At 71.1% G+C, this 22,626-nt stretch carries 23 protein-coding genes and 1 pseudogene; 9 read left to right on the top strand and 15 right to left on the bottom strand.

Annotation, left to right across the window (positions count from 1 at the left end):
• The 4 genes and pseudogenes from H149_RS23275 to H149_RS0113280 form a co-directional block, all read right to left on the bottom strand.
• A pseudogene (locus H149_RS23275) lies at positions 1–176 on the bottom strand (IS5/IS1182 family transposase); the annotation flags it as partial.
• Positions 177–258: 82 nt separating this feature from the next.
• Positions 259–1,479, bottom strand: coding sequence for a M48 family metalloprotease (locus tag H149_RS0113270; RefSeq protein WP_169518351.1), 1,221 nt, complete (start codon positions 1,477–1,479; stop codon positions 259–261).
• A 132-nt stretch (positions 1,480–1,611) separates the two neighbouring features.
• A complete protein-coding gene (asd, locus tag H149_RS0113275; RefSeq protein WP_020650253.1) occupies positions 1,612–2,514 on the bottom strand; it encodes an archaetidylserine decarboxylase in 903 nt (300 codons plus the stop codon).
• Positions 2,515–2,547: 33 nt separating this feature from the next.
• Positions 2,548–3,174, bottom strand: coding sequence for an SCO family protein (locus H149_RS0113280; RefSeq protein ID WP_020650254.1), 627 nt, complete (start codon positions 3,172–3,174; stop codon positions 2,548–2,550).
• A 126-nt stretch (positions 3,175–3,300) separates the two neighbouring features.
• Between H149_RS0113280 and prmB the strand changes: the two genes are divergently transcribed.
• The 3 genes from prmB (at position 3,301) to H149_RS0113295 (ending at position 6,639) form a co-directional block, all read left to right on the top strand.
• Positions 3,301–4,218 carry a 50S ribosomal protein L3 N(5)-glutamine methyltransferase gene (gene prmB, locus H149_RS0113285; RefSeq protein WP_020650255.1) on the top strand — a complete coding sequence of 306 codons (918 nt, stop codon included), beginning with the start codon at positions 3,301–3,303 and terminating at the stop codon, positions 4,216–4,218.
• A 69-nt stretch (positions 4,219–4,287) separates the two neighbouring features.
• Positions 4,288–5,391, top strand: a complete 1,104-nt coding sequence (aroC, locus tag H149_RS0113290) for a chorismate synthase (RefSeq protein ID WP_020650256.1) — start codon at positions 4,288–4,290, stop codon at positions 5,389–5,391.
• A 78-nt stretch (positions 5,392–5,469) separates the two neighbouring features.
• On the top strand, positions 5,470–6,639 hold the full coding sequence (locus H149_RS0113295) for an MFS transporter (protein WP_020650257.1): 1,170 nt from the start codon (positions 5,470–5,472) through the stop codon (positions 6,637–6,639).
• An 18-nt stretch (positions 6,640–6,657) separates the two neighbouring features.
• Here the strand turns inward: H149_RS0113295 and H149_RS0113300 are convergent, their stop codons facing one another.
• Genes H149_RS0113300 through H149_RS0113310 form a run of 3 tightly spaced genes read right to left on the bottom strand, consistent with a single transcriptional unit; the run spans position 6,658 to position 8,557 of the window.
• Positions 6,658–7,548, bottom strand: a complete 891-nt coding sequence (locus tag H149_RS0113300) for a carbon-nitrogen hydrolase family protein (protein WP_020650258.1) — start codon at positions 7,546–7,548, stop codon at positions 6,658–6,660.
• Complete coding sequence (locus H149_RS0113305; protein ID WP_020650259.1) at positions 7,545–8,156, bottom strand: GNAT family N-acetyltransferase; 612 nt, start codon at positions 8,154–8,156, stop codon at positions 7,545–7,547. Before H149_RS0113305 ends, H149_RS0113300 begins: the two co-directional genes overlap by 4 nt.
• Positions 8,153–8,557, bottom strand: coding sequence for a ketosteroid isomerase-related protein (locus H149_RS0113310; protein WP_020650260.1), 405 nt, complete (start codon positions 8,555–8,557; stop codon positions 8,153–8,155). Before H149_RS0113310 ends, H149_RS0113305 begins: the two co-directional genes overlap by 4 nt.
• A 253-nt stretch (positions 8,558–8,810) precedes the next feature.
• On the opposite strand from H149_RS0113310, the gene H149_RS0113315 reads away from it, so the two are divergent.
• The 6 genes from H149_RS0113315 to H149_RS0113340 all read left to right on the top strand — a co-directional run bounded on the left by H149_RS0113315 (position 8,811) and on the right by H149_RS0113340 (position 16,019).
• Positions 8,811–10,079 carry a TolC family protein gene (locus H149_RS0113315; RefSeq protein ID WP_020650261.1) on the top strand — a complete coding sequence of 423 codons (1,269 nt, stop codon included), beginning with the start codon at positions 8,811–8,813 and terminating at the stop codon, positions 10,077–10,079.
• Positions 10,080–10,096: 17 nt separating this feature from the next.
• Complete coding sequence (locus H149_RS0113320) at positions 10,097–11,233, top strand: HlyD family secretion protein (protein WP_020650262.1); 1,137 nt, start codon at positions 10,097–10,099, stop codon at positions 11,231–11,233.
• Positions 11,212–13,173 carry an ATP-binding cassette domain-containing protein gene (locus tag H149_RS0113325; protein WP_020650263.1) on the top strand — a complete coding sequence of 654 codons (1,962 nt, stop codon included), beginning with the start codon at positions 11,212–11,214 and terminating at the stop codon, positions 13,171–13,173. Before H149_RS0113320 ends, H149_RS0113325 begins: the two co-directional genes overlap by 22 nt.
• On the top strand, positions 13,170–14,324 hold the full coding sequence (locus H149_RS0113330; RefSeq protein WP_020650264.1) for an ABC transporter permease: 1,155 nt from the start codon (positions 13,170–13,172) through the stop codon (positions 14,322–14,324). Before H149_RS0113325 ends, H149_RS0113330 begins: the two co-directional genes overlap by 4 nt.
• Complete coding sequence (locus H149_RS0113335) at positions 14,321–15,487, top strand: ABC transporter permease (protein WP_020650265.1); 1,167 nt, start codon at positions 14,321–14,323, stop codon at positions 15,485–15,487. Before H149_RS0113330 ends, H149_RS0113335 begins: the two co-directional genes overlap by 4 nt.
• 70 nt (positions 15,488–15,557) lie before the next feature.
• Positions 15,558–16,019, top strand: a complete 462-nt coding sequence (locus H149_RS0113340) for a nucleoside deaminase (RefSeq protein WP_020650266.1) — start codon at positions 15,558–15,560, stop codon at positions 16,017–16,019.
• A gap of 10 nt (positions 16,020–16,029) precedes the next feature.
• Here the strand turns inward: H149_RS0113340 and H149_RS0113345 are convergent, their stop codons facing one another.
• The 8 genes from H149_RS0113345 to H149_RS0113380 form a co-directional block, all read right to left on the bottom strand.
• On the bottom strand, positions 16,030–16,638 hold the full coding sequence (locus tag H149_RS0113345; protein ID WP_020650267.1) for an SAM-dependent methyltransferase: 609 nt from the start codon (positions 16,636–16,638) through the stop codon (positions 16,030–16,032).
• Complete coding sequence (locus tag H149_RS0113350) at positions 16,631–16,861, bottom strand: heavy-metal-associated domain-containing protein (protein ID WP_020650268.1); 231 nt, start codon at positions 16,859–16,861, stop codon at positions 16,631–16,633. Before H149_RS0113350 ends, H149_RS0113345 begins: the two co-directional genes overlap by 8 nt.
• The gene (locus H149_RS0113355; RefSeq protein ID WP_020650269.1) at positions 16,858–17,100 is read right to left on the bottom strand and encodes a DUF2798 domain-containing protein; all 243 of its coding nucleotides are present in this window, start codon (positions 17,098–17,100) and stop codon (positions 16,858–16,860) included. The genes H149_RS0113350 and H149_RS0113355 overlap by 4 nt, the downstream gene beginning before the upstream one ends.
• Positions 17,097–17,696 (bottom strand): Tll0287-like domain-containing protein, encoded by a 600-nt coding sequence (locus H149_RS0113360; protein ID WP_026353152.1) that lies wholly within the window; start codon positions 17,694–17,696, stop codon positions 17,097–17,099. Before H149_RS0113360 ends, H149_RS0113355 begins: the two co-directional genes overlap by 4 nt.
• Positions 17,697–17,881: 185 nt before the next feature.
• Positions 17,882–18,583: an energy transducer TonB gene (locus H149_RS23830; protein ID WP_020650271.1), complete on the bottom strand. Its 702-nt coding sequence runs from the start codon at positions 18,581–18,583 to the stop codon at positions 17,882–17,884.
• Positions 18,583–20,754, bottom strand: coding sequence for a TonB-dependent receptor (locus H149_RS0113370; protein WP_020650272.1), 2,172 nt, complete (start codon positions 20,752–20,754; stop codon positions 18,583–18,585). Before H149_RS0113370 ends, H149_RS23830 begins: the two co-directional genes overlap by 1 nt.
• A gap of 89 nt (positions 20,755–20,843) precedes the next feature.
• Positions 20,844–21,230 carry a DUF2946 family protein gene (locus H149_RS0113375; RefSeq protein ID WP_020650273.1) on the bottom strand — a complete coding sequence of 129 codons (387 nt, stop codon included), beginning with the start codon at positions 21,228–21,230 and terminating at the stop codon, positions 20,844–20,846.
• Complete coding sequence (locus H149_RS0113380) at positions 21,227–22,612, bottom strand: PepSY-associated TM helix domain-containing protein (RefSeq protein ID WP_020650274.1); 1,386 nt, start codon at positions 22,610–22,612, stop codon at positions 21,227–21,229. Before H149_RS0113380 ends, H149_RS0113375 begins: the two co-directional genes overlap by 4 nt.
• Positions 22,613–22,626 lie beyond the last annotated feature (14 nt).

The raw sequence follows: 22,626 nt of genomic DNA on the forward strand, positions 1-22,626 counted from the left end.
GGGCCGAACAGATCCAGGCCTTCGATCGGGCGTCCCTGCCGGTCCTGACGGGCAAAGCACGGCGCCAGCGCCGATTCGATCTCGGCCCACGGCATGCGGGTTGCCAATACCGCGAGCGGGTGACGCAGATCGATCATCGCATCCAGCCGGGCGCGGAAAAAGTCCGGGGTGGTCATTGAAAACCTGCGCTCCAAATCTTCCAGAAAGTGAATGCGATTGCACTGGAAACTGGAGGATTCGGCAAGGCCTCAAGGGTGCTCAGCCCGCGCCGGGTAAGGGGCGGGCGGGTTGTTCAGGGCCGACCAAATACTGGCGCGCGGCGTCCGGCTGGCCGGCGTTCATCAGCGCTTCGGCGTAGCCGAGCACGGCCGGCGCGTAGCGCGGATACATCTGCAGCACGCGCTCGTAGGCGGCCAGCGCGACGTCGCGGCGGCTGTTCTGCGCGAGCAGCGCGGCGTTCAGCAACTGGATGTTGGCCTGGCGCGGATAGCGCTCGAGCAGCGGTTGCAGCGTGTCCATGGCGGCCGGCACCTGGCTCTGCAGCAGCTGCGCGTAAGCCAGGCCGTAGCGATTCTCGGCGCTGTCGCGGCCCGACTTCAGCTGGCTGGCGAAGTAGTCGAGCGCCTCGCTGGTGCGGTCCGACGACAGCACGCGTGCCCGTGCGCGCATCAGCGCGAATTCGGTCGAATCCTCGTGGCGGACCTTCGGCAGCTCGGCGGCGCGCGCCGTGGCTTCGGCCATGCGATTGGTGCTGAGCGGGTGCGTCAGCAGGATCTCGGGAATGCCGTTGCCGTACAGGCGCGACTGCTGCTGCAGCTTGCCGAAGAAGCTGGCCATGCCGTTCGGATCGAAACCGGCCGCGGCCATGGTCTGGATGCCGATGCGGTCGGCCTCCTGCTCGTGGGCGCGGGTGTAGCTGACCTGGCGCTGGTAGTTGATACCCTGGCCGATCGCCAGCGCGCCCATCACCACGTCCGGGTTCGCCGAGCCGGCGATGATCGCGGCGATCACCGCGAGCCAGGTGGCGATCGTGCCGACTTCGGTGTCCTCGACGGTGCGCGCGATATGGCGCTGCGTGATGTGCGCGAGCTCGTGGCCCATGACGCCGGCGAGTTCGCTTTCGCTGTTGGCCGCGAGCAGCGTGCCGGCGTTGATGCCCATGTAGCCGCCGGGCAGCGCGAAGGCGTTGATGCGTGGATCCTGAACGATGAAAACCGTCAGCGGCGGCGGTTGCGTGCTGCTGGCGCCGGCGAGCTGGTAGCCGACCGCGTTGATGTAGTCGATCAGCTCCGGGTCTTCGATCGTGTAGTTCTCACGGTACAGCTCGGCGGTGACGCGGGCGCCGAGCGCCTTCTCCTGGGCCGGCGACAGGGTGTTGTCGGCCGGCTCGCCGAGTTGCGGCAGATCGAGCGCCGAGGTCGAGACCGCCGCGGCCTGGCCGCTGACCAGGACCGTGGCGGCGACGAAGAGCGGCAGCATCCGGCGCGCCAGGGGCGATCGCAGCAGAGCGTTCATGCGGGAGGGAGGCTGCCTGTCGGTGGATACGTACGCCGCTTTAGAGCGCCGGCGCGAGCGGAAGTTCGCGCCGTCTCGAACAGCGGCGATCGCGCTTCAAGCGGCGCGCGGCCGCCAGCGGCCGAGCGTGTCGCCGAGTCGCACCGGCTGCCCGGGCGCAAGTCCGGCCTTCCATTCGATGCCGCCGGGCGGCGCCAGCAGGATGACGGTCGAGCCCATGTTGAAGCGGCCCATCTCCGCACCGCGTGCCAGCGTCACCGGACTCATCGGCGCGTACTGCTCGCTGTCGCGGCGGCGCAGGTGCGGCGGCGTCACGCGGCCGGCCCAGACCGTCTCCAGCGAACCGACGAACAGCGCGCCGACCATCGACAGTGCGACCGGTCCGGCCGGCGTGTCGAAGCGGGCGTTGAGGCGCTCGTTGCGGGTGAACAGGTTCGGCAGCGCGCGCGCCGTCGCGGCGTTGACGCTGAACAGGCGGCCCGGCACGTAGGTCCAGTGCGCGAGGCGACCGTCGATCGGCATGTGGATGCGGTGATAGTTGTACGGCGCCAGATAGATCGTGCAGAACTCGCCGCCGACGAAGGCCTTGGCATCGGCGTCACCCGGCAGCAGGTCGTAGAGGCTGTAGGCATGGCCCTTGGCCTGGATCAGGCGGTCTTCGCCGATCGTGCCGAACTGGCTGACGGTGCCGTCGACCGGGCTGACGAAGGCCTGCGGGTCGGCCGGCATCGGCCGTGCGCCGGGTTTGAGCGCGCGCGTGAAGAAGTGGTTGAAGCTGTTGTAGTTCTCGATGCGGCTGAACTCGGCTTCCGACAGATCGATCGTGTAGCCGCGCAGGAACAGGCGGATCAGCGCGTTCTTGAAGCCGGGGTTGCGGATCTGCGTCAGCCGGAACACCAGCTGCGACAGCCAGCGCGTCGGCAGGCACAGCTGCAGCAGCACGAAGGCGCGGTCGGTGAAGCGGGCATCGGTGGGCGCGTCGGGGCTCGCCTGGGTCATGGGGCGTCGGGACAGAGGAGGAAGAAGGGCTGGTCAGCGCGCCGCCACGGCGCGCAGGTCGGCGGCGAGTCGGGCGGCGTCGAACGGCGGCGTCATGTAGCCGGCGATGCGCGCCTGCGGGTCGATCAGGATCAGCGCCGCCGAGTGGTCCATCGTGTAGGCCTCCGGCGTCGCGCCCGGCACCTTGGCGTAGGCCACGCCGAGCATTTGCGCGAGGCGCTGCAGCCCCGGCTCCGGCGTCACCGCGGCGGTGAAGCCCGGATCGAAATACTGCACGTACTGCTTGAGGCGTTGCGGCGTATCGCGTTCCGGGTCGACCGACAGGAACACCACGCGCAGCGACGCGGCGTCGGGGCCCAGCTGCGCGACCACGTTCTTGAGCATCGCCAGCGTGGTCGGGCAGACGTCGGGGCAGGACGTGAAGCCGGGAAAGATCAGCGTCCAGTGGCCGGTGAGGCTGTCGCGCGTGAACGGCCGGCCGTCCTGGTCGGTGGCGCTGAACTCGGCCAGCGCGCGCGGCTGCTGCAGCAGGGTGCCCGACTGCAGGGCGACCGTCGCCGGCTTCTGCAGCCAGATCGCCGCGAGCAGGCCGACGGCCAGCGCGCCGGCGCCGAAAATGACGAACAGCAGACTGCGGGGCGTGGCGTGGTTCGAGGGCATGGCGGCGGAGGCGGCGCGGGAAGCGTCATTATTCCACAGGCGCCGCGGTCCGCCGTGCGCCGGTTTGTCGGTATGGACCGCGGCACCGCATAATTCGCGCCCTCGTTCGCCACGACGTCTGCGGCCATGCCACGCTCTTCCCGATCCGTCCACGCCGACGATACGGCCAGCCTCGTCACCGTCCGCGACCTCGTGCGCTGGGGCGCCAGTCGCTTCATCGAAGCCGGCCTGAGCTTCGGCCACGGCACCGACAATGCGCTCGACGAAGCCTTCCATCTGGTCCTGCACGCGCTGCCGCTGCCGGCCGACGTGCCGGCGCTCTATCTCGAAAGCAACGTCACGCCGCGCGAGCGCGCCGCCGTGCTCAAGCTGCTGCGCGCGCGCATCACCACGCGCAAGCCGGCCGCCTATCTGCTCGGCCACATCGAGTTCTGTGGCCTGGACTTCGAGGTCGACGAGAACGTGCTGATTCCGCGTTCGCCGATCGGCGAGCTGATCGAACGCCACTTCGCGCCGTGGCTGACGCAGGCGCCGGTGCGCGTGCTCGATCTGTGCACCGGCAGCGGCTGCATCGGCATCGCCTGTGCCGCGGCCTTTCCGGACGCGCAGGTCGATCTCGCCGACATCAGCGCCAAGGCGCTCGCCGTGGCGCGCCGCAACGTCGCCCGCCATGCGATGGGCAACCAGGTCCGCGTCATCAAGTCGGACGTCTTCGACGGGCTCGTCAACGAGGTCTACGACCTCATCGTCACCAATCCGCCGTACGTGCCGAATGCCGAGTGGAAGGCGCTCGCCACCGAGTACCGGCACGAGCCGAAAATGGCGCTGGCCGCCGGTGCCGACGGCATGGATATCGTCGCGCGCATCCTCGACAGTGCCGCGCGCCATCTGACCAACGAAGGCTGGCTGGTCTGCGAGGTCGGCGGCAGCGTCGCCGAGTTCGAGGCACGCTGGCCGAAGCTGCCGGTCACCTGGGTCGAGTTCGAGCGCGGTGGCGACGGCGTCTTCATCATCTCGCGCGCCGATTTGGTCGCGAACCTGTGAGGCGCACGGGCCGGGCTTCATCGGGCAATGCCGTCCGGCCGCGGACGATCGCTAGGAACTGAGCTTACGATGTCGGGAAACACGTTCGGGAAACTCTTCTGCGTCACCAGCTTCGGCGAGTCGCACGGCGCCGGCATCGGCTGCGTGGTCGACGGCTGTCCGCCGGGGCTGGAACTGTCCGAGGCCGATATCCAGCCGGAGCTGGACCGGCGCAAGCCGGGCACGTCGAAGTACGTCACGCAGCGCAAGGAAGCCGATCAGGTCGAGATTCTCTCGGGCGTGTTCGAGGGCCGGACCACCGGCACGCCGATCGCGCTGCTGATCCGCAACACCGACCAGCGCTCGTACGACTACGAGAAGATCAAGCAGGTGTTCCGGCCGAACCACGCCGACTACGCCTATGTGCAGAAGTACGGCATCCGCGATCATCGCGGCGGCGGCCGTTCGAGCGCGCGCGAGACCGCCGTGCGCGTCGCCGCCGGCGCGATCGCGCGCAAGTGGCTGCGCGAGAAGTACGACATCCGGATCCGCGGCTGTGTCGAGCAGGTCGGTGACATTCATTGCGCGCAGCTCGACTGGGATGCGGTGACGCAGAACCCGTTCTTCTGCGCCGACCCGGCCCGCGTGCCGGAACTCGAAGCGCTGATCGACCGCCTGCGCAGCGAAGGCGACTCGATCGGCGCCAGGCTTTACGTCGAAGCGACGAACGTGCCGCCGGGCTTCGGCGAGCCGGTGTTCGACCGCCTCGACGCCGAGATCGCCTACGCGCTGATGTCGATCAACGCCGTCAAGGGCGTCGAGATCGGCGACGGCATGGCGGTCGCGCGAATGCGCGGCACCGAGCATCGCGACGAGCTGACGCCGGACGGCTTTCTCGGCAATCACTCGGGCGGCATCACCGGCGGCATCTCGACTGGCCAGACCGTCTACGCACGCTACGCGATCAAGCCGACGTCGAGCATCACGACGCCGGGCCTGAGCATCGACGAAGCCGGGCAGGCGACCGAGATGCGCACGACCGGCCGCCACGATCCCTGCGTCGGCCTGCGCGCGACACCGGTCGCCGAGGCGATGCTGGCGCTGGTGCTGATCGACCACGCGCTGCGCCAGCGCGCGCAGAACGCCGACGTGGTGCCGCCGACGCCGCGCATTCCCGGCGCGCGCCACGGATGAGCGCCGGCCGCTGTCCGCGCCGGGCGCGCGGCGCCGGCGGCGCGCGAACCTGCCGCGCCGAGCGGATGGCCTGAGCCGATGACGCAGCCCCGAGCGGGCGTCGACCGTCTGGCGTGGCGGCTGTCGAGCTTCTACTTTTTCTACTACGCGACGGTCGGCGCCTTCATGCCGTACTGGTCGCCGTACCTGGCGGCGCGCGGTTTCTCGGCGGCGCAGATGGGCATCGCCTATGCGCTGATGGGCGGCATGCGCACCTTCGTGCCGCTGGCCTGGGGCTGGTACGCCGACCATCGCGGCAAGCGCGTCGGCCTGATCCGCGCCGCGAGCCTCGCCGCGCTGCTGTCGTTCCTGACGATTCCGTTCGTGCCCGGCGTGTTCTGGGTCGGCGCCGTGATGGTCGCCTACACGCTGTTCTGGCACGCGCTGCTGCCGCAGTTCGAGGTCGTCGCGCTCAGTCACACCGCGGCGCGCGGCGGCGACTACGCGCGCGTGCGGCTGTGGGGCTCGGTCGGCTTCATCGTCACCGTGCTCGGTCTCGGCCTGCTGCTCGATCGCGTCGGCATGCTGTGGCTGCCGTGGCTGGTCGGTCTGTTCTGGCTCGGCATGGCGCTGTCGAGCTGGCTGGTGCCGGAGCCGCCGCCGCTGCGCGCCGCCGCCGCCGGCGCACCGGCCTCGCTGCTGGCGGCGCTGCGCCAGCCCGGCGTGCTCGCGCTGCTGGTGGTCTGCTTCTGCTCGCAGCTGAGCTTCGCGCCGTACTACAACTTCTTCACGCTGTTCCTCGACCGCCACGGCTACGCGCGCAGCGTCGCCGGTCTGCTGTGGTCGCTGGCGGTGATCGCCGAGATCGTGATGTTCGTCTACGCCGGACGCCTGATCGCGCGAGTCGGCGCGCGGCGGCTGATGGTCCTGGCGCTGGCGGCGACGGCGCTGCGCTGGTCGCTGACGGCGCTGTGCGTCGATGCCTGGCCGCTGCTGATCGCGCTGCAGATCAGCCACGCCCTGAGTTTCGCGAGCTATCACGCGGTGGCGATGCACTACGTGCAGCGCCTGTTTCCGGGTGCGCTGCAGGGCCGCGGGCAGGCGATCTACAACGCTGCCGCCTACGGCATCGGCGGCTCGGTCGGCAGCCTGTCGGCCGGCTATCTGTGGCAGGCGCAGTCGCCGGAAACGGTGTACCTCGCGGCCGGCCTGGTCGCGGCGATCGGCTGGTGGGTCGCCTACCGGCGCCTGCCGGCGGCGGACGCGTAGCCGCGGCGTCGGCCGGGTTCAGAGGTCGACGACGTCGACCGCCGGCAGGCTGATGTCGCCCTGTTCGGCCCAGTGGCGGTGATTGAAGACCTGGCCTTCGTTGCGCACCTTCATCACCGCGCCGAGGTCGACGTCGGCGTAGACCCAGGCCGCCGCGTTCCATTGGCCTTCGACGATCACGCCGGAATCCGGAAAGCCGCGATCCGGCGGACCGAACACGCCGGCGCGGCCGACGTTGACGTCGATCGCCGCCGACCACGGCGCCTCGCCGACCAGCGGCGCCTGCGCGACGTAGCACTGGTTCTCCAGCGCGCGCGCCTGACTGCCGACGCGCACGCGCCAGTAGCCGGCCGCGGTGTCGGTGCAGCTCGGTACCAGGATCAGCTCGGCGCCGGCTTCGCACTGGGCGCGCGCCAGCAGCGGGAATTCGCTGTCGTAGCAGATATCGACGGCCAGCACGCCGAGCGCCGTGCGGAAGACCTTGAGGCCGCTGTCCGGCGCCGCCGAGATGTCCCAGACCTCGCGCTCGAAGCGCGTCATGATCTGCTTGTCCTGGAAGGCGGCGCGGCCGTCCGGCGCGCAAAGCCAGGCGCGGTTGACGGTGCAGTCCAGCGACAGCTGCCACGGAAAGCTGCCGGCGAGCAGATAGACGCCGTGCTGCTGCGCCAGCCGCCGGTGCAGGTCGAGATAGTCGTCGCGCAGTGCCTGCAGCGCCGTGACCTGCCGCGCCAGATCGGCACGCGTGGCGGCGTCGAACAGCGCGGCCAGGCTCATCGACGCGTACTCGGGGAACAGCAGCAGCTGCGCGCCGGCCTGCGCCGCCTCGGCGACCCAGCGCCCGAGCTGCGTTTCGACCTCATCCCAGCGGCGCGGCTCGGACACCGGATACTGTGCGACGGCGAGCTTCATCGGACGGCCTCCAGCTTGCGCATCCAGAAGGTCATCGGCTTGTCGGTCGAAGCCGCCTCGCCGAGATCGGGCCAGGACAGCGTCGCGCGCAGGCCCGGTTCCTTGCGGTAGCCGCGCTTGTGCCAGAACGCGTCATTCGGTACGTAGCCGGGCGGCTGGCGCGGGTCGTCGTCACGGCGCTCGACCGAGCAGAACGCGCAGACCGACAGGCCCAGCTCGCGCGCGTGCCGTTCGCGCAATTCGAAGAATTGCACGCCGAGGCCGCGGCCGCGATACGCGCGCAGCAGCACCGATTCGCCGAAGTAGTCGATCGGTGCCAGCGCCAGTCCGGCGTCGAGGAACGGCAGCTGCAGTTCGCGCGGCGCGTCGACCAGCGGCAGCACGGTCGAAGCGCCGACGCAGCGCGCGCCATCCCAGACCAGGATCGCGAGACTGCGCGGGCAATCGAGGTACATCTGCAGATAGTGCCGCTCGTAGTCGGCGCTGCCCTCGTAGAGGTACGGCCAGTCGCGGAACACGGCGATGCGCAGCTCGGCGAGCGCATCGAGCTGCGTCGCGATCTGCGCGCCGCGCAGCGTTTCGATGCGCAGGGCCGCGGCGTCGTTCACGCGCCGACCTGGCGGAGCCAGTCTTCGAGGTTGTAGTAGTTCGTCACCCGCGCGACCTTGCCGTCGCGGATGTCGAAGAACGCGCCGCCGGGCAGGCGGTAGGTCTGGCCGTGCGCTTCGGGCAGGCCTTCGTCGGTCGCCAGATAGGTGCCCAGCACCACGTACTCGGCCGCGGCGCGGCTGCCGTCGGCGTTGCTCATGATGACGATGTCGACGATCTGCTCGCGATAGCTGCGGTTCATGCGCGCGATGAAGTCGCGGAACGCGGCCTTGCCGGATTCGCGTGCGCCCTGGTTGATGTCGTGCGCGACGTCCTCGGTCAGCAGGCCGAAGAAGGTTTCCCATTCGGCGGCGTTGAAGGCGGCGTAATAGCGTTCGATCAGCTGGGTGGACGGATTCATCGAAGTCTGCGGGCAGGCGTGAGTGGGAGCGGGCGCGCGTCAGTGTACGGCGCAGGCGCACGATGTCCATCGCAGCGCCGTAAAACGGTGTTTCGCGTCAGCGTTGTGCATGCGATCGGCGGTGAGCGCGGCGAGGCGGTTTGACGAACATCAATGCTGCATCGCGATAGAGCCGCTAAGATGTCGACCATCACGTTCCGTCGTCGAAAGGCCAGTCCCCGTGACGTTTCTTCCTTTGCGTCTACGACCCCTCGTGTTCTGCCTGTCCGTCGCCGCGAGCGTTCCGGCTCATGCCGAAACGCTCGATGAGGCGTTTGCGATCGCCGGACAGCAGGATGCGGCGCTGCAGGCGGCTCGCGAGCAGACCGCGGCGGCGCGCGAGCAGTTGTCGGCCGCCAAGGCGACGCGGCTGCCGTCGCTGGCCTTCGACGGTGCGTACCTGCGTCTGGATCAGGCGCCGCAGGTGGAGGTCGAGCTGCCGGCGGTACTGCAGATGCCGCCGCTGCAGATGGCGCTCGCCGATCGTGAGTCGACGGCTTACGGCCTGCAGCTCAGCGTGCCGGTCTTCACCAGCGGCCGCATCACGCACGGCATCCGCGCCGCCGAGGCGGCGCACGACGGCGCCGGCGCCCAGCTGCGCGGCAGCGAGGAAGACCTCAAGCTGAAAGTCGCGCAGGCCTACGTCAACGTGCTGCGCAGCCGGCATCTGCAGGAACTCGCCGCCAGCAGCGTGGCGACGCTGACGGAGCACGTCGCCGACGCGCGCAATCTGTTCGACAAGGGCTTCGTCGCGCGCAACGACCGCCTGGCCGCCGAAGTCGCGCTGGCCAACGCCCGGCAGGACGAGCTGCGCGCCCGCAACGCCAACGAGCTGGCCTGCGCCGCCTACAACCGCCTGCTCGGCCGGCCGTTCGATGCGCCGGTCGCACTCGACGAGCTGGCGCCGGCACCGTCGTCCGGCGCGCTGGCCGAGCTGCGCACGCAGGCCGTCGCGCAGCGCAGCGAGCTGCAGGCGCTCGGCCATCAGGTCGACGCGCTGCGCGAACAGGCCGCCAGCGTGCGCGCCGAGCAGTGGCCGACGGTCGGTCTGTTCGGCGGACGCTACAGCTGGCGCAACGATCAGCTGGTCGACGACACCTTCTGGGCCGGCGGCGTGTCGCTGTCGTGGAAGCTGTTCGACGGCGGCCTGAGCGGCGCCAAGTCGCGCGCCTACGGCCGCCAGGCCGCCGCCGCCGACGCGATGCGCCGCGATGCCGAATCGCTGGTGCGCCTGCAGGTGCAGCAGGAATGGCTGCAGCTCGACGAAACCTGGAGCCGCGTCGCGGTCGCCACGCAGGCGCGCGAGCAGGCCGAGGAGAATCTGCGCGTCGCGCGCGACCGCTACACCTCGGGCCTCGGCACCAATACCGAAGTGCTGGACGCCGAAGCGCTGCGCGTGAAGACGCAGACCGGCTACTACGACGCCACCTACGACAACGTGCTCGCCGGCCTGCGCCTGCGGCGCGCGGTCGGCACGCTTTAGATCTCACGAGACGCTCCATGGACGCTTCCGCTCTGACCCAGAAGCTCGGCCTCCGCCAGCACCTGCCGCTGTACGCGATGATCGCGGCCGCGCTGGTGATCGGCGCCGTCGTCGTCTGGCGGCTGTTCTTCTCGGGCCCGTCGATGCCCGAAGGCCTGCTGCTCGCCAACGGCCGCCTCGAAGGCGACACCGTGGTGGTCGCCACCAAGCTGCCGGGCCGCATCGCCGAGCTCAAGGTCCGCGAGGGCGATACGGTCGCCGCCGGTCAGGTGCTCGCGCAGCTGGAGGACGCGCAGCTGCGCGCCAAGCTCGGTCAGGCGCAGGCCGCGGTCGCCGCGCTCGAGGCGCAGCACCAGGCCGCGCAGACCGGACTGCAGGCACTGCGTGAGCAGGTGCCGCTGCAGATCGCGCAGGCCGACGCGGCGGTGCGCCAGGCGCGGGCGACGCTCGCCAAGGCCAGGGCCGCGGCCGAACAGAACCGCCGCGACGCGCAGCGCCTCGAAGAACTCGCGCAGCGCGGCACCGCGCCGGCGCAGCGCGCCGAGCTGGCGCGGCTGGCGGCGGTCGCCGCCGAGGCCGATGCCGCCGCCGCCGAGGCCGCGCAGCAGCGCGGCGCGCGCGTCGCCGATGAGGCCCGTCTCGGTCCGCAGCGGGTACGCGCGCAGGAGGATCAGGTGCGCGCGCTCGAAGCGCAGCTTGGCCAGGCGCGCGCCGCGCTGGCCGAGGCGCAGAGCGTGGTCGACGATCTGACGATTCGCGCGCCGGGCGCCGGCGTCGTCACCACGCGCATCCGCGATCGCGGCGAGGTCGTCGGCGCCGGCGGACCGCTGCTCGAGATCGTCGATCTCGATCGCCTGTATCTGAAAGCCTACGTGCCGGAGTCGTCGATCGGCCGCCTGCGCCTCGGCCTGCCGGCGCAGATCTATACCGACGCGCTGCCGGATCAGCCGTTCGCGGCCAAGCTCGGCTACATCGCCTCGCGCGCCGAGTTCACGCCCAAGGAAGTGCAGACGACCGACGAGCGCGTCAAGCTGACCTACGCCGTCAAGCTGTATCTCGACGCCAATCCGGAGCACCGGCTCGGACCCGGCCTGCCGGCCGACGCGGTGATCCGCTGGAAGGACGGCGTCGAATGGAAGCGGCCGCATTGGTAGACGCACCGGCCATCGTCGCGCGCGGCTTCGGCAAGCGCTATCGCGGCCGCAGCGCGGTCAGCGGCATCGACCTCAGCGTCGGACGCGGCGAGCTGTTCGGCCTGATCGGCCCGGACGGCGCCGGCAAGAGCAGCCTGATCAAGGCCGCCGCCGGCGTGCTCAGCTTCGAGGAAGGCGAGCTGTCGGTGTTCGGCCAGTCGCTGGCCGGCGATGCCGACGCCGAGCGTATCAAGGACCGCATCGGCCTGATGCCGCAGGGACTCGGCCAGAACCTCTACGCCGAGCTGTCGATCGACGAGAACATCGATTTCTTCGCGCAGCTGCGCCTGGTGCCGAAAGCCGAGGCCGAGCGGCGCAAGGCCGAGCTGCTGGCGATCACGCGTCTCGAACGTTTCCGCGATCGCGCGATGAAGCATCTGTCGGGCGGCATGAAGCAGAAGCTCGGCCTGGTCTGCACGCTGATCCACGAGCCGCAGCTGGTGCTGCTCGACGAGCCGACCACCGGTGTCGATCCGGTCTCGCGGCGCGATTTCTGGGCGATCCTCGGCCGCCTGCTGCGCGAGCGCGGCATCACCGCGCTGGTGTCGACCGCCTACATGGACGAGGCCAGCAGCTTCCACCGCATCGGCCTGATGTTCGGCGGCCAGCTGCTCGCGCAGGGCACGCCGGAGGACGTGCGCGATCAGGTCGGCGGCACGATGGCGAGCGTTCAGGCACCGGACGGCGCCGCGCTGCTGCAGGCGCTCGGCGGGCGCTATCCGCAGGTCGATCGGCTCGGCGCGCAGATCCGCATCTTCATCGACGGTACGCGCGAGACGGCGCGCGCCGGCCTCGGTCCGCTGCTGGCCGCGGTGCCCGGCGCGCGCGCCGAGTACGACGCGCCGGATCTCGAGGACAGCTTCATCGCGCTGGCGCGCCAGCGCGGCATCGCCACGCTGCCGCCGCCGGCGGTGCTCAAGCCGGCCTCCGGCGAAAGCGGCGAGCCGGCGATCGTCTGCGAGGCGTTGACGCGCGACTTCGGCGCGTTCCGCGCCGTCGACGCAGTCAGCTTCGACGTCCATCCGGGCGAGATCTTCGGCCTGCTCGGCGCCAACGGTGCCGGCAAGAGCACGGTCATCAAGATGCTGACCGGCATCCTGCAGCCGAGCGCCGGCCGCGGCCGCGTCGCCGGCGCCGACATGCGCAGCGCCGGCTTCGCGATCAAGGAACGCATCGGCTACATGTCGCAGGCGTTCTCGCTGTATCTCGACCTCACCGTCGAGGAGAACGTGCGCCTCTACGGCGACATCTACGGCGTCGACCGCCGCCGCATCGGCGCGCGGCTCGACTGGGTGCTCGACAGCGCCGAGCTGCGCGCCTGGCGCGGTGAGCGCGCCGCGCGTCTGCCGCTCGGTCTACGCCAGCGCCTCGCGCTCGGCTGCGCGCTGGTGCACGAGCCGCGCGTGCTGTTCCTCGACGAGCCGACCTCCGGCGTCGACCCGATCGGCCGCCGCGCGTTCTGGACCACGCTGCAGCAGCTGGCGCGCAACGACGGCGTGGCGATCCTGCTGACCACGCACTACATGCTCGAAGCCGAGCGCTGCGATCGCCTGGCGCTGATGTATGCGGGCCGCGTCGTCGCCGCCGACAGCCCGGCCGGCATGAAGGCCGCCGTCGAGCGCGAGTCCGGCGTGCTGCTGGCGCTCGACTGCGCCAAACCGGAGGCGGCGCGCGCGCTGCTCGAACAGCGCGGCTATGCGTACTGCTGGGTCTACGGTGCGCAGCTGCACGTGCTGACGCCGCAGCCCGAGCGCGATCTGGCGCAGCTGCCGGCCTGGCTCGACGCCGCCGGACTCGGCCCGGCGCGCGCACAGCGCCGTAGCCTGAGCATGGAGGACGTCTTCGTCCATCGCGTCACTGCCCTGGAGGCGGCGGACCGCAAGGCCGCCCAAGCCGCATGAACCTGCAAAGAATCGCCGCGATCGTGGTCAAGGAGTGGCGCGAGATCGTGCGCGACCGCCTGTTCTTCGCGCTCGCCTTCGTGGTGCCGGCGACGCTGACGCTGCTGTTCGGTTTCGGCCTGTCGCTCGACGTCGAGAACGTGCCGCTGGCGGTCGTCGACTACGACCGCAGCGCACTGTCGCGCGAGTACGCGCACCGCTTCAGCGATTCGCGCTACTTCGACTTCAAGGGCCAGCTGAGCGATCTGCGCGAGGCCGACGCGCTGCTGATGCGCGGCCAGGTGCGCGCCGTCGTCGTCATTCCCGAGCACTTCGCGCAGCGTCTACTGTCCGGGCGCCCGGCCGAGGTGCAGACGCTGGTCGACGGCACGTTCCCGTTTCGCTCGCTGACCAGCAAAGGCTACATCACCGCGATCAATGCCTCGTTCAGCGCCGGCGTGCTGGCGACGGCGATCGCCCAGGTGCGCGGCGTGTCGGTCGAGGACGCTGCCGCGGCGTTGCAGCCGGTGCCGGTCGAAGTCCGCTACCTCTACAACCAGAGCGTCAAGAGCGTCTGGTCGATCGCGCCGAAGCTGCTGATGGCGATCATGATGATCTCGCCGCCGTTCCTCACCGCGCTCGGCATCGTGCGCGAGAAGGAGAGCGGTTCGATCTTCAACATCTATTCGTCGACGGTCACGCGCGGCGAGTTCCTGGTCGGCAAGCTGGCGCCCTACGTCGGCATTTCCTTCCTCAACGTCCTGATCCTGTGGGTGCTGGCCTGCTTCGTGTTCGGCGCGCCGTTCAAGGGCAATGCGCTGTTCTTCGCGCTGACCGCGCTGCTCTACGTGATCTGCACGACCGGCATCGGCCTGCTGGTGTCGGTCGCCGTGCGCACGCAGGTCGCGGCGATGCTCGGCACCGCGATCCTGACCATCGTGCCGGCGGTGCTGTACTCGGGCATCCTGATTCCGATCTCCAGCCTGTCGAGCGTGGCGACCGTGATCGCGCATCTGCTGCCCGGCATGTACTTTGCCAACATCACCGTCGGCAGCTTCCTCAAGGACGTCAATCTCGGCGAGCTGTGGCCGGACGTGCTGGCGCTGGCGCTGTACGCGACCGTGCTGTTCGCCGCCGGCTATCGCCTGTTCCACAAGCGGACCGCGACATGAACGCGGCACTGCGCCGGCCGGGCCTGGGCATCTGGCTGCGTCGCCTGGCGGCGATGACGCGCAAGGAGCTGCTGCTGCTGCTGCGCGACCCGGTGCTGCTGTTCGTGATCTTTTACGGCTTCACCTTCGACGTCTACAACGCCGCCTCCGGCGTCACCCTGCAGCTCAAGTCCGCTGCCGTCGCCGTCTTCGATCTCGACCGCAGCGCCGCGTCGCGCGAGCTGGCGGGCCGGCTGCAGCCGCCGCAGTTCGTGCCGCTGGCGCCGCTCGAACGCGACGGCGAGGGCCAGAAGCTGCTCGATCGCGGCCAGGCGCTGATGGTGCTGTCAGTGCCGCCGGGCTTCTCGCGCGATCTCGCCGCCGGCCGCACGGCGCCGGTGCAGCTGCAGATCGACGCCACCAATACCGCGCTGGCGACGCTCGGCTACGCCGACGCGACGCAGATCATCACGCAGTTCGGCCTGGAGCAGGCGCTGCGCCGGCAGGGCATCAGCGAGGCAGCGGCCGCCGAGCTGCCGCAGGTCGAGAACCGCGTGCGCGTCTGGTTCAACCCGAACCAGGAGGATGCCTGGTTCATGGGCATTTCCGAGATGCTCAACGTCGTCACCGCGTTCGCGATCCTGCTGACCGCGGCGCTGATGGTGCGCGAGAAGGAGCGCGGCACGATCGAGCAGCTGCTGGTCTCGCCGCTGTCGGCGCTGCAGATCACCGCGCCGAAGGTGATCGCGATGGTGATCATGATCCACATCGGCATCTCGGCCTCGCTGCTGCTGGTGCTGGAGCCGCTGTTCGATGTGCCGATCCGCGGCAGCCTGCTGCTGTTCGCGCTGGTGACGACGCTTTACATCGTCACGCTGTCGGGGCTCGGTCTGCTGATCGCGACGCTGACGCGCAATCTCGCGCAGGCGGCGATGCTCGGTATTCTCGTGCTCGCGCCGATGATGTTCCTGTCCGGCGTGTGGACGCCGCCGGAGGCGATGCCGCCGGCGGTGCGCATGCTCGTGCACATCTCGCCGCTGTACTACTACTCGGATGCCGGCTACGCGATCCTGCTCAAGGGCGCCGGTCTCGACGTGATCTGGCCGTCGGTGCTCGGCATCGCCGGTCTCGGCGTGCTGATCGTCGCCAGCGGCCTGTCGCGCTTCCGGCGGCAGTTCGGCTGAACGCGGGGCGCGCACGCGGTTCGGCGCGCGCGAAGGCAAGGCTCGGGATGAAGACGATCGGGAGCAGACGATGACATCGACGCAACAGCCGGACTATCAGGCGATGCTGCGCGTCGCGCTGGCCGAAGCGCGGCAGGGCCTCGCCGAGGGCGGCGTGCCGATCGGCGCGGCGATCTTCACGCGCGACGGCCGCCTGCTCGGCGCCGGGCACAATCGCCGCGTCCAGGAGGGCGATCCGTCGGTGCACGCGGAAACCGACGCCTTCCGCAAGGCCGGGCGGCAGCGCAGCTATCGCGACAAGATCATGGTCACGACGCTGGCGCCGTGCTGGTACTGCTGCGGTCTGGTCCGCCAGTTCCGCATCGGCACGGTCGTCGTCGGCGAATCGCGCAACTTCAGCGGCGGCGTCGACTGGCTGCGCGCCAACGGCGTCGAGGTCATCGACCTCGACTCGCCGGAATGCGCGCAGCTGCTGGCGGACTACATTCGCGCGCAGCCCGAGGTGTGGAACGAGGACATCGGCGAAGGCTAGCCGCGCTGGGCTAACGCGCCGCCGGCACGCGCCCGGTGCAGCGGATCACGCGCGCCGCGCCGTGGTGGAACGGCCCTTCGTCGAGCACCGTCTCGACCGGTTCGATGCGCAGGTCCTCGAGGCCGCCGAAGTCGCGGCGCAGGTCCTCGGTGGTGAACAGCCAGTCGATGTCGCGCGGGCCGCCGCCCGGCAGTCCGAAGTGGCCGCGCTCGAAGCCTTCGAGGATCAGGCGGCCGCCCGGGCGCAGCGCGCCGAGCAGGCGGCGGTGGATGTCGTGGCGCTGTGCCGGCGGCAGATGCAGGAAGATCAGCACCAGCGCGTCGAACGCGGCCGGCGGCGGCTGCCAGCTGGCGAGGTCCGCGCACAGCGTGTCGATCGTCACGCCCTGTTGCTCGGCGAGGCGTCGCGCCTTGTCGAGGCCGGTCTGCGACTGGTCGACCGACAGCACGCGATGGCCCTGCTGCGCCAGCCACACGCCGTTGCGGCCTTCGCCGTCGCCGGGCAGCAGCACGTCGGCATGCGCCGGCAGCGCCGCCGCGGCGGTGGTGAGGAAGCGGTTCGGCGTGGTGCCGTAGGCGTATTCGGGCGCGGCGTAGCGCTGATCCCAGAACTCACGCATCGCCCGGCGCTCCCGGCTGCGGCTGGAAGCCGGCGGACTGCAGCGCCGCGCGCAGCGCGGCGTCGAGGCCCGGCGCGCGGCCGTGGACGACGATCTGTCGACCGGCCAGATCGACGTCGACGCTTTCGACCTGCGGCTCGCGCGCCAGACGCCGGCGCACGGCGCGCTCGCAGGATTCGCAATGCAGGTCGGGCAGGTGGTAGCGGTAATCGGTGGCGCTCATCGGGAACCTCCGGACGTCGGCGGCAGGACGATACGGGCGGCGAGGCGCTGCGCCCGCGGCGCGAGCCAGACGATGGTCGGCACCGCCAGACTCCAGGCCAGCAGCCAGTTGAGCAGCCAGTGGCGCAGGTCGCCGCCGTTGACGGCGTTGAGCACGCCGCTGATGACGGCGGTCATGCCGGCGCCCATGATCAGCGCGAACACCCAGGGCAGGGCGGCGCGACGCCGTTGCTGACTCATGGCGCGCGCCGCTTCAGCGAGAAGGCGCCGCGCAGCTCGCCGAGCCGGTAGCCGACGGCGGCGTCGTACGGATAGTCCGCCTGCAGCGCGGCGCGCAGCGCCGGCGGCTGTGTGTCCACTTCGCCATGGCAGGTCAGGCACAGCGGCGCGACGACGATCGCCTTCATGTAGCGCTGATAGCGGCCGGCCGGTTCGTCGAGCTCGGCGTAGGTGGTCAGCGCATCCGGCGCGGCGTGGGCGGCGAGCCGGCGGTCGAAGTCGGCTAGCTGGGTCTGCTCCCAGGCGTCGGCGACGCCGGTCAGCGGATTGCGCACGCGCGTGCCGATGCGGCGCACCTGCCAGCCGCTTTCACGCGACAGGCGGGCGGCGATCGCCGGCGCCTCGTCGCGGCAGACGCGTACGGCATTGACCGGGCCGCCGTCGGCCATCGCCGCCTGCAGGCGGGCGCCGAGCGTTTGCTGGAAACGCGTGGCGATCGCCTGCGCTGCGGCCGCCGGTGTTTCGGCAGCGGCGGCAGAGGGGGTCGGCGGTTCGGCGCCGGCGCCGAACGCCAGCAACGCGAGGGATGCGGACAGGACGATGGAGGAAAGGCGCATGGCGAGCGTCAGCAGCGGGCCTGCGCTCGGCGCAACAAAATGCGGGCCAGCCGGCGGTAATCCGCAAAGCGCTTTCGAATCAGTTTGTTGAGCTTTCGCGTGGCAGTCATCGGCGGCGCGGACTGCCAGTTGGCTGCTGACATTGGCAGTGCGCTGGCGCTGCTCTGGCAGCGCCGCGGGCGTTCTCAGCCGAAATGAAAGGCGATGCGGAACTCGCGGCCGGCGGCGGCCGGCGGCGGCGGGAACGGCGCGGCGCGGCGCACCGTGCGCAGCGCCAGACGGTCGAGCAGGCCGTTGCCGCTCGACTGCAGCAGTTCGAGTGCGACGAGCCGGCCGTCGGCATCGAGCGAGAAGCCGACCAGCGCTTCGCCGTGCAGGGCCGTGCCGCTCGGCCGGGCCGCGGCGATCTGCGTCCACAGGGCCTGGACGTAGGCCGCGGCAATGCGGGCATCGTCGACCGCTGCCACAGCGTGCGGATCGGCGGCTGCCGTGGCGTCGGACGCGGGCGGCGATGCCGAGGGCGTGAGGTCCGGCGCGGCGGCGGTCGAGGCCGCTGCGGAAGGCGCCGGGGCTGCGTGCGCAAGGGTCGCGGCCGGTTTCACGGCTGGCGCGCGCAGCGCCGCGCGGGGCATTGGGGTCGCGGTTCGGGGTTCGGGACGGGCCGTCGGCGGAGGCGGCAGCGGCGCGGCGAGCGCGGGCAGCAGGCGCACGCTGACCGCGCCGGGTGCCGCCGCCGGTGGCGGCGACGGTCCGGCGCGCAGCAGGGCGGCGATCACCGCGAGATGCAGCAGCGCGGTGAGGCCGGCGCCGGCGAGCCGGCGCGCGCGCCGCGGATCGCGGGGCACGCCGGCCTCGCGATCGTCCGCGGCGCGCGGCGCGGCCTGCATCAGAAGCTCAGCCCCAGGCCGAGATTCAGCGAGCGGCCGCGGCCCGGCACCGGGCGCAGCTCGCCGGTCGCCTTGAAGTCGCCGATCGACTGGCCGCCGAGCGGCGCGGCGTAGGCGCGGTCGAGGACGTTGTCGACGCCGAAGTCGACGTGGTAGCGCTGCCAGCGATAGCGCGTGCCGAGGTTGAGCAGCGCGTAGCCGCCGGTCTCCGGCTCCTGGCGCGTCGCATCGACGCGCGTCTTGGCGTCGACCAGCACCAGCTCGATCTGGCTGTCCCAGCCGCCGAGCGCGTGCAGCAGCGCGAGCCGGCCGTTGAGCGGCATCTGGTGGTAGAGCGAACCGCCGTCGTCCTGGTTGCGGCCGCGGCCCCAGGATGCGGTGGCCTTGAGCTGAGTGCGGCCGGCGGCCGGCGTGTCCCAGAGCTGCAGCGCGCCGGCGAGATCGAGCCCGTACAGCTCGGCATCGTGGTTGGCGAACTGCAGCTGCACGAAGCCGTTCGACAGGTCGGCGAGCTTGTCGGCGTCGATGTAGTCGTGCACGAGGCTGTAGTACGGCGTGACGCTGACGGTCCACGGCTGCGCGAGGCCGCCGCTGTGGCGCAGGGTCGCGCTGACGGTGTCGGCGACTTCCGGATCGAGATCGAGATTGCCGACGTAGCCGTTGCCGTCGCCGTACCAGCCGATCATGCGGCTCGACATCGAGCCGCGGCCCCAGGCGTAGCGCTCGTAGAGGTTCGGCGAGCGCGTCTTGTGCGCGTAGCCGAATTCGAGCGCGGTCGCCGCCGAGGCCTGGTAGCGGACCAGCAGGGTCGCGTCGAAGTTGGTGTCGGTCTTCTTGTGATCGGCGGCGTTGAACGCAGCGGCCGCGGCGATGTCGGCGGCATTCATCATGCCGGTCGTCGCGTACGGCTGCACGTCGCCGGTATTCATCCAGACCGTGTCGTTGCGCACGCCGGCGAGCGTCGACCAGCGCTCGTTCCAGCGCGCCTCCCATTCGGCGAAGGTGCCGAGCCGGGTGCGGTGTCCGCCGTTGACGTTGATGTAGGTGTCCGGGCCCATCATCATGCTGCCGGCGACCGGCGGCCAGTAATCGTTGAGGCTCTGGCGCTGCAGTTCGTTGCCGATGCGCAGCGTGTCGCCGCCGTCGAGCAGCACATCGGCCTTGACGAGGTAGCCGGCGCCGCGCACGCGGGTGTCCATCGGCATGCCGCCGCTGGCGGTGCCGCCCTTGTCGTCGAGGAAGTTCATCTTGTGCTCGGTGTCGCGGTAGTAGCCGCGCGCCTCGACATCGCCCCAGTCGAACACGCCGCGGTAGCGCGCGCTGCCCTGCGCCGAGCGGTTGAACGTCATGTCCATGTACTGGTTCGGAAAGCCCTCGTACGGCGAGTGCTGCAGATTGCCGGCCAGCTCGAACAGGCCGAGCGTGTTCTGCGTCGCCAGCTTCAGCGTCTGATCGTATTTCTCGTATTCGGTCGAGCGCACGACGCCGTCGTCGCCGCCGCCGTCGTAGTGGCGCGCACGCGTGCCGGAGCCGCTGTAGCCGAGGTGGTAGCGCTCGCTGGCCAGCGTCGCGGCGAGCGCGCCGCCGAAGGCGTCGCCGTTGTTGCGATAGAAGCTGTTCAGCGAGCCGTCGAACAGCGTCGCGCCGGCGGCGGCGAAGCGCGGTTCGGCGCTGTCGACGACGATCGTGCCGCCGAGGCTGTCGCCGCCGAGGCTGACCGGCGTGATGCCGGCGATGACCTGCACGCGGCTCAGTGTCTGCGGATCGCTGTACGACAGCGGCGGGTTCATGTGATTGGGACAGGCGTTGTCGATCGGCAGGCCGTCGACGACGACTTTGACGCGGTCGTCGGCCAGGCCGTGCAGCGCCGGCAGGCTGGCCACGCCGCCGCCGCCGTAGGCGCTGACGCCGGGCAGGCCCTGCAGCAGTTCGGCGACGTCGCTGCTGCGCGAGCGCTGGCGTTCGAGTTCGGCCGCCGTCAGCGTGGCGCTCGCCAGCGGTGCGTCGCGCAGCGCCTGGGCGGCGGACTCGACGGCGACGGCCGGCAGTTCGGTCGCGGTGGCCGCCGGCGCTGCGGCGGTCTGGGCGAACGCCGGTGCGGCGAACAGCGAGGCGGCGAGGGCGATCAGGTGGCGGCGCGGGGTCGCCGGTTCGGAATGATGCAGTGACATGTTTCGTTCTCTGGATGCAGCGTGGCGTCGGGTGGACGCGAGGCGCGGCGCAGGATGCGGCGCGCGGGTGTCGCTCGGTGACGGCGGGTTCAGAACGAAAGCGGTGGTCCGCGCAGTTGCGGCAGGTGCACGAGCCGGACCGCCGGAGCGCGCGCGAGCGGCACGACCCCGCGGCGCGGCGGGCGCTGCGTCGGCAGATGGAAGGCCGCGAGCGTCGGCGTGGCGTGGTGGACGGCATGCAGGACGCCGCACCAGGCGCAGCCGCCGTCATGCGCCGGCGCCGGCGCGGCGCCGCGCGGCGCACGCGCCCGAGCGTCCGGCGTGGCCCGATCCACGCCGCAGAAGGCGTAGAGACGCGGCTCGGCGAGCCGCTCGGCACGCAGTCCGCTGTAGAGCTGCGGCAGCAGCAGCTGGCCGAGCAGCGCTGTCAGCGCGAGCAGCAGCGCCAGCGGACGATGGCGGCGGATCGCGCTCATCGGGCGTCGGCGAGACCCATGAAGCGGCGCGTCGCGCCGAGCCGTCGCAGCAGCAGCGCTTCGAGCAGCCAGACGGCGAGCATCGAGGCGCCGAGCAGGGGGAACAGCAGCGCGAAAATCAGCGCCAGCGCGATCAGGCTCGGCGCGACGCGCGCGCCGGATGGCGGCGGCGCGCCGAGCACGCCGGCCGGCCGGCGTCGCCACCACAGGGTCGCGGCGCTGACGCACAGTGTCGCGAGGCCGAGCGCGGTGAGCAGGCCGAGCAGCTGGTTCGGCCAGCCGAACAGCTGGCCTTCGTGCGCGGCGACGCCGGTGCCGACGATGCGGTCGAGCAGCGGCCGCTCGCGGAAGTCGACGCGCCGCACGATCGTGCCGCGCTCGCCGTCGAGCGTCAGGTTGACGCGCTGCGGACGGTTCGCCGCGTCCGAGCGCGCCGTCCACGACGCTGCGGCCCGCGACGGTGGCGCGATCAGCACCGGCGGCGCGAGCCGCAGTGCAGCGACCGGCGCGACCAGGCGATCGAGCTCGACGTAGGCCGTCCCCGCCGTGCCGGGCAGCGCCTGCGGGCCGGACGCCGCCATCGCGTGGCCTTCATGGCCGGCCGGCGGCGTGTTGGCGGCGAGGTGGCGCGCGCGCTCCTCGGCACGGCTCGTGGTCCAGTCCTGCTCGACCACGGCGCCGTCGCCGAGCGTGCGCAGCGCCTTGAGGTAGCCGCCCCAGAAGTTCGCCCACGGCAGGCCGCTGAGCAGCAGGAACAGCGCGAAGGCCGAGACCCACAGGCCGGTGACGGCGTGCAGATCGCGCCAGAACGTGCGGCCGCCGGCGCCGAGCCGCGGATAGACGACGCCGGCGAGTCCGCGCGCCGAGCGTGGCCACCACAGGTACAGGCCGGTCGCGAGCATGACGATCGCCCAGCACGCTGCCAGCTCGACGAGCCAGGAGCCGCGCGGCCCGAGCATCAGCTCGCCGTGCAGGCGGAAGACCTGGCGCATGAAACGGTCCTCCTCGCGAATCGCACCGAGCACCTGCGCGGTCTGCGGATGCACGTAGACGCGCGTCAGCTCGCTGCCGCGGCCGACCAGCACGCGCACCGCGGATTGCGGCGTGCGCGGCAGTTCGTAGGCGTTCAGCGTCGCGCCCGGCACCGCGGCCAGCGCCGCGGCGACCTGTTCGTGCGGCGCAGCCGATGCACCGTCGACCGGCAGGTTCTCGTAGCCGCGTTCGAGGCGGGCCTCGATCTGCGGCTTGAACAGGTAGATCGCGCCGGTCGCCCCCAGCCATAGCACGAACGGCAGGCAGAACAGTCCGGCATAGAAATGCCAGCGCCAGATCGTGCGCTGCGCCGCCGCGCGGCGCGGCGCTGTCGATTCACCGCTTGCCATTGCCGAGGCCTCCA

Source organism: Solimonas variicoloris DSM 15731, assembly GCF_000382285.1.
GTDB lineage: Bacteria > Pseudomonadota > Gammaproteobacteria > Nevskiales > Nevskiaceae > Solimonas > Solimonas variicoloris.

What these genes read in the sequence shown, in the direction of transcription:
- H149_RS0113270 (WP_169518351.1), bottom strand. Translation starts at nt 1,479, where the DNA reads ATGCTGCCGCTCTTCGTCGCCGCCACGGTCCTGGTCAGCGGCCAGGCC.
- asd (WP_020650253.1), bottom strand. Translation starts at nt 2,514, where the DNA reads ATGACCCAGGCGAGCCCCGACGCGCCCACCGATGCCCGCTTCACCGAC.
- H149_RS0113280 (WP_020650254.1), bottom strand. Translation starts at nt 3,174, where the DNA reads ATGCCCTCGAACCACGCCACGCCCCGCAGTCTGCTGTTCGTCATTTTC.
- prmB (WP_020650255.1), top strand. Translation starts at nt 3,301, where the DNA reads ATGCCACGCTCTTCCCGATCCGTCCACGCCGACGATACGGCCAGCCTC.
- aroC (WP_020650256.1), top strand. Translation starts at nt 4,288, where the DNA reads ATGTCGGGAAACACGTTCGGGAAACTCTTCTGCGTCACCAGCTTCGGC.
- H149_RS0113295 (WP_020650257.1), top strand. Translation starts at nt 5,470, where the DNA reads ATGACGCAGCCCCGAGCGGGCGTCGACCGTCTGGCGTGGCGGCTGTCG.
- H149_RS0113300 (WP_020650258.1), bottom strand. Translation starts at nt 7,548, where the DNA reads ATGAAGCTCGCCGTCGCACAGTATCCGGTGTCCGAGCCGCGCCGCTGG.
- H149_RS0113310 (WP_020650260.1), bottom strand. Translation starts at nt 8,557, where the DNA reads ATGAATCCGTCCACCCAGCTGATCGAACGCTATTACGCCGCCTTCAAC.
- H149_RS0113320 (WP_020650262.1), top strand. Translation starts at nt 10,097, where the DNA reads ATGGACGCTTCCGCTCTGACCCAGAAGCTCGGCCTCCGCCAGCACCTG.
- H149_RS0113325 (WP_020650263.1), top strand. Translation starts at nt 11,212, where the DNA reads ATGGAAGCGGCCGCATTGGTAGACGCACCGGCCATCGTCGCGCGCGGC.
- H149_RS0113330 (WP_020650264.1), top strand. Translation starts at nt 13,170, where the DNA reads ATGAACCTGCAAAGAATCGCCGCGATCGTGGTCAAGGAGTGGCGCGAG.
- H149_RS0113335 (WP_020650265.1), top strand. Translation starts at nt 14,321, where the DNA reads ATGAACGCGGCACTGCGCCGGCCGGGCCTGGGCATCTGGCTGCGTCGC.
- H149_RS0113340 (WP_020650266.1), top strand. Translation starts at nt 15,558, where the DNA reads ATGACATCGACGCAACAGCCGGACTATCAGGCGATGCTGCGCGTCGCG.
- H149_RS0113345 (WP_020650267.1), bottom strand. Translation starts at nt 16,638, where the DNA reads ATGCGTGAGTTCTGGGATCAGCGCTACGCCGCGCCCGAATACGCCTAC.
- H149_RS0113350 (WP_020650268.1), bottom strand. Translation starts at nt 16,861, where the DNA reads ATGAGCGCCACCGATTACCGCTACCACCTGCCCGACCTGCATTGCGAA.
- H149_RS0113355 (WP_020650269.1), bottom strand. Translation starts at nt 17,100, where the DNA reads ATGAGTCAGCAACGGCGTCGCGCCGCCCTGCCCTGGGTGTTCGCGCTG.
- H149_RS0113360 (WP_026353152.1), bottom strand. Translation starts at nt 17,696, where the DNA reads ATGCGCCTTTCCTCCATCGTCCTGTCCGCATCCCTCGCGTTGCTGGCG.
- H149_RS23830 (WP_020650271.1), bottom strand. Translation starts at nt 18,583, where the DNA reads ATGCAGGCCGCGCCGCGCGCCGCGGACGATCGCGAGGCCGGCGTGCCC.
- H149_RS0113370 (WP_020650272.1), bottom strand. Translation starts at nt 20,754, where the DNA reads ATGTCACTGCATCATTCCGAACCGGCGACCCCGCGCCGCCACCTGATC.
- H149_RS0113375 (WP_020650273.1), bottom strand. Translation starts at nt 21,230, where the DNA reads ATGAGCGCGATCCGCCGCCATCGTCCGCTGGCGCTGCTGCTCGCGCTG.
- H149_RS0113380 (WP_020650274.1), bottom strand. Translation starts at nt 22,612, where the DNA reads ATGGCAAGCGGTGAATCGACAGCGCCGCGCCGCGCGGCGGCGCAGCGC.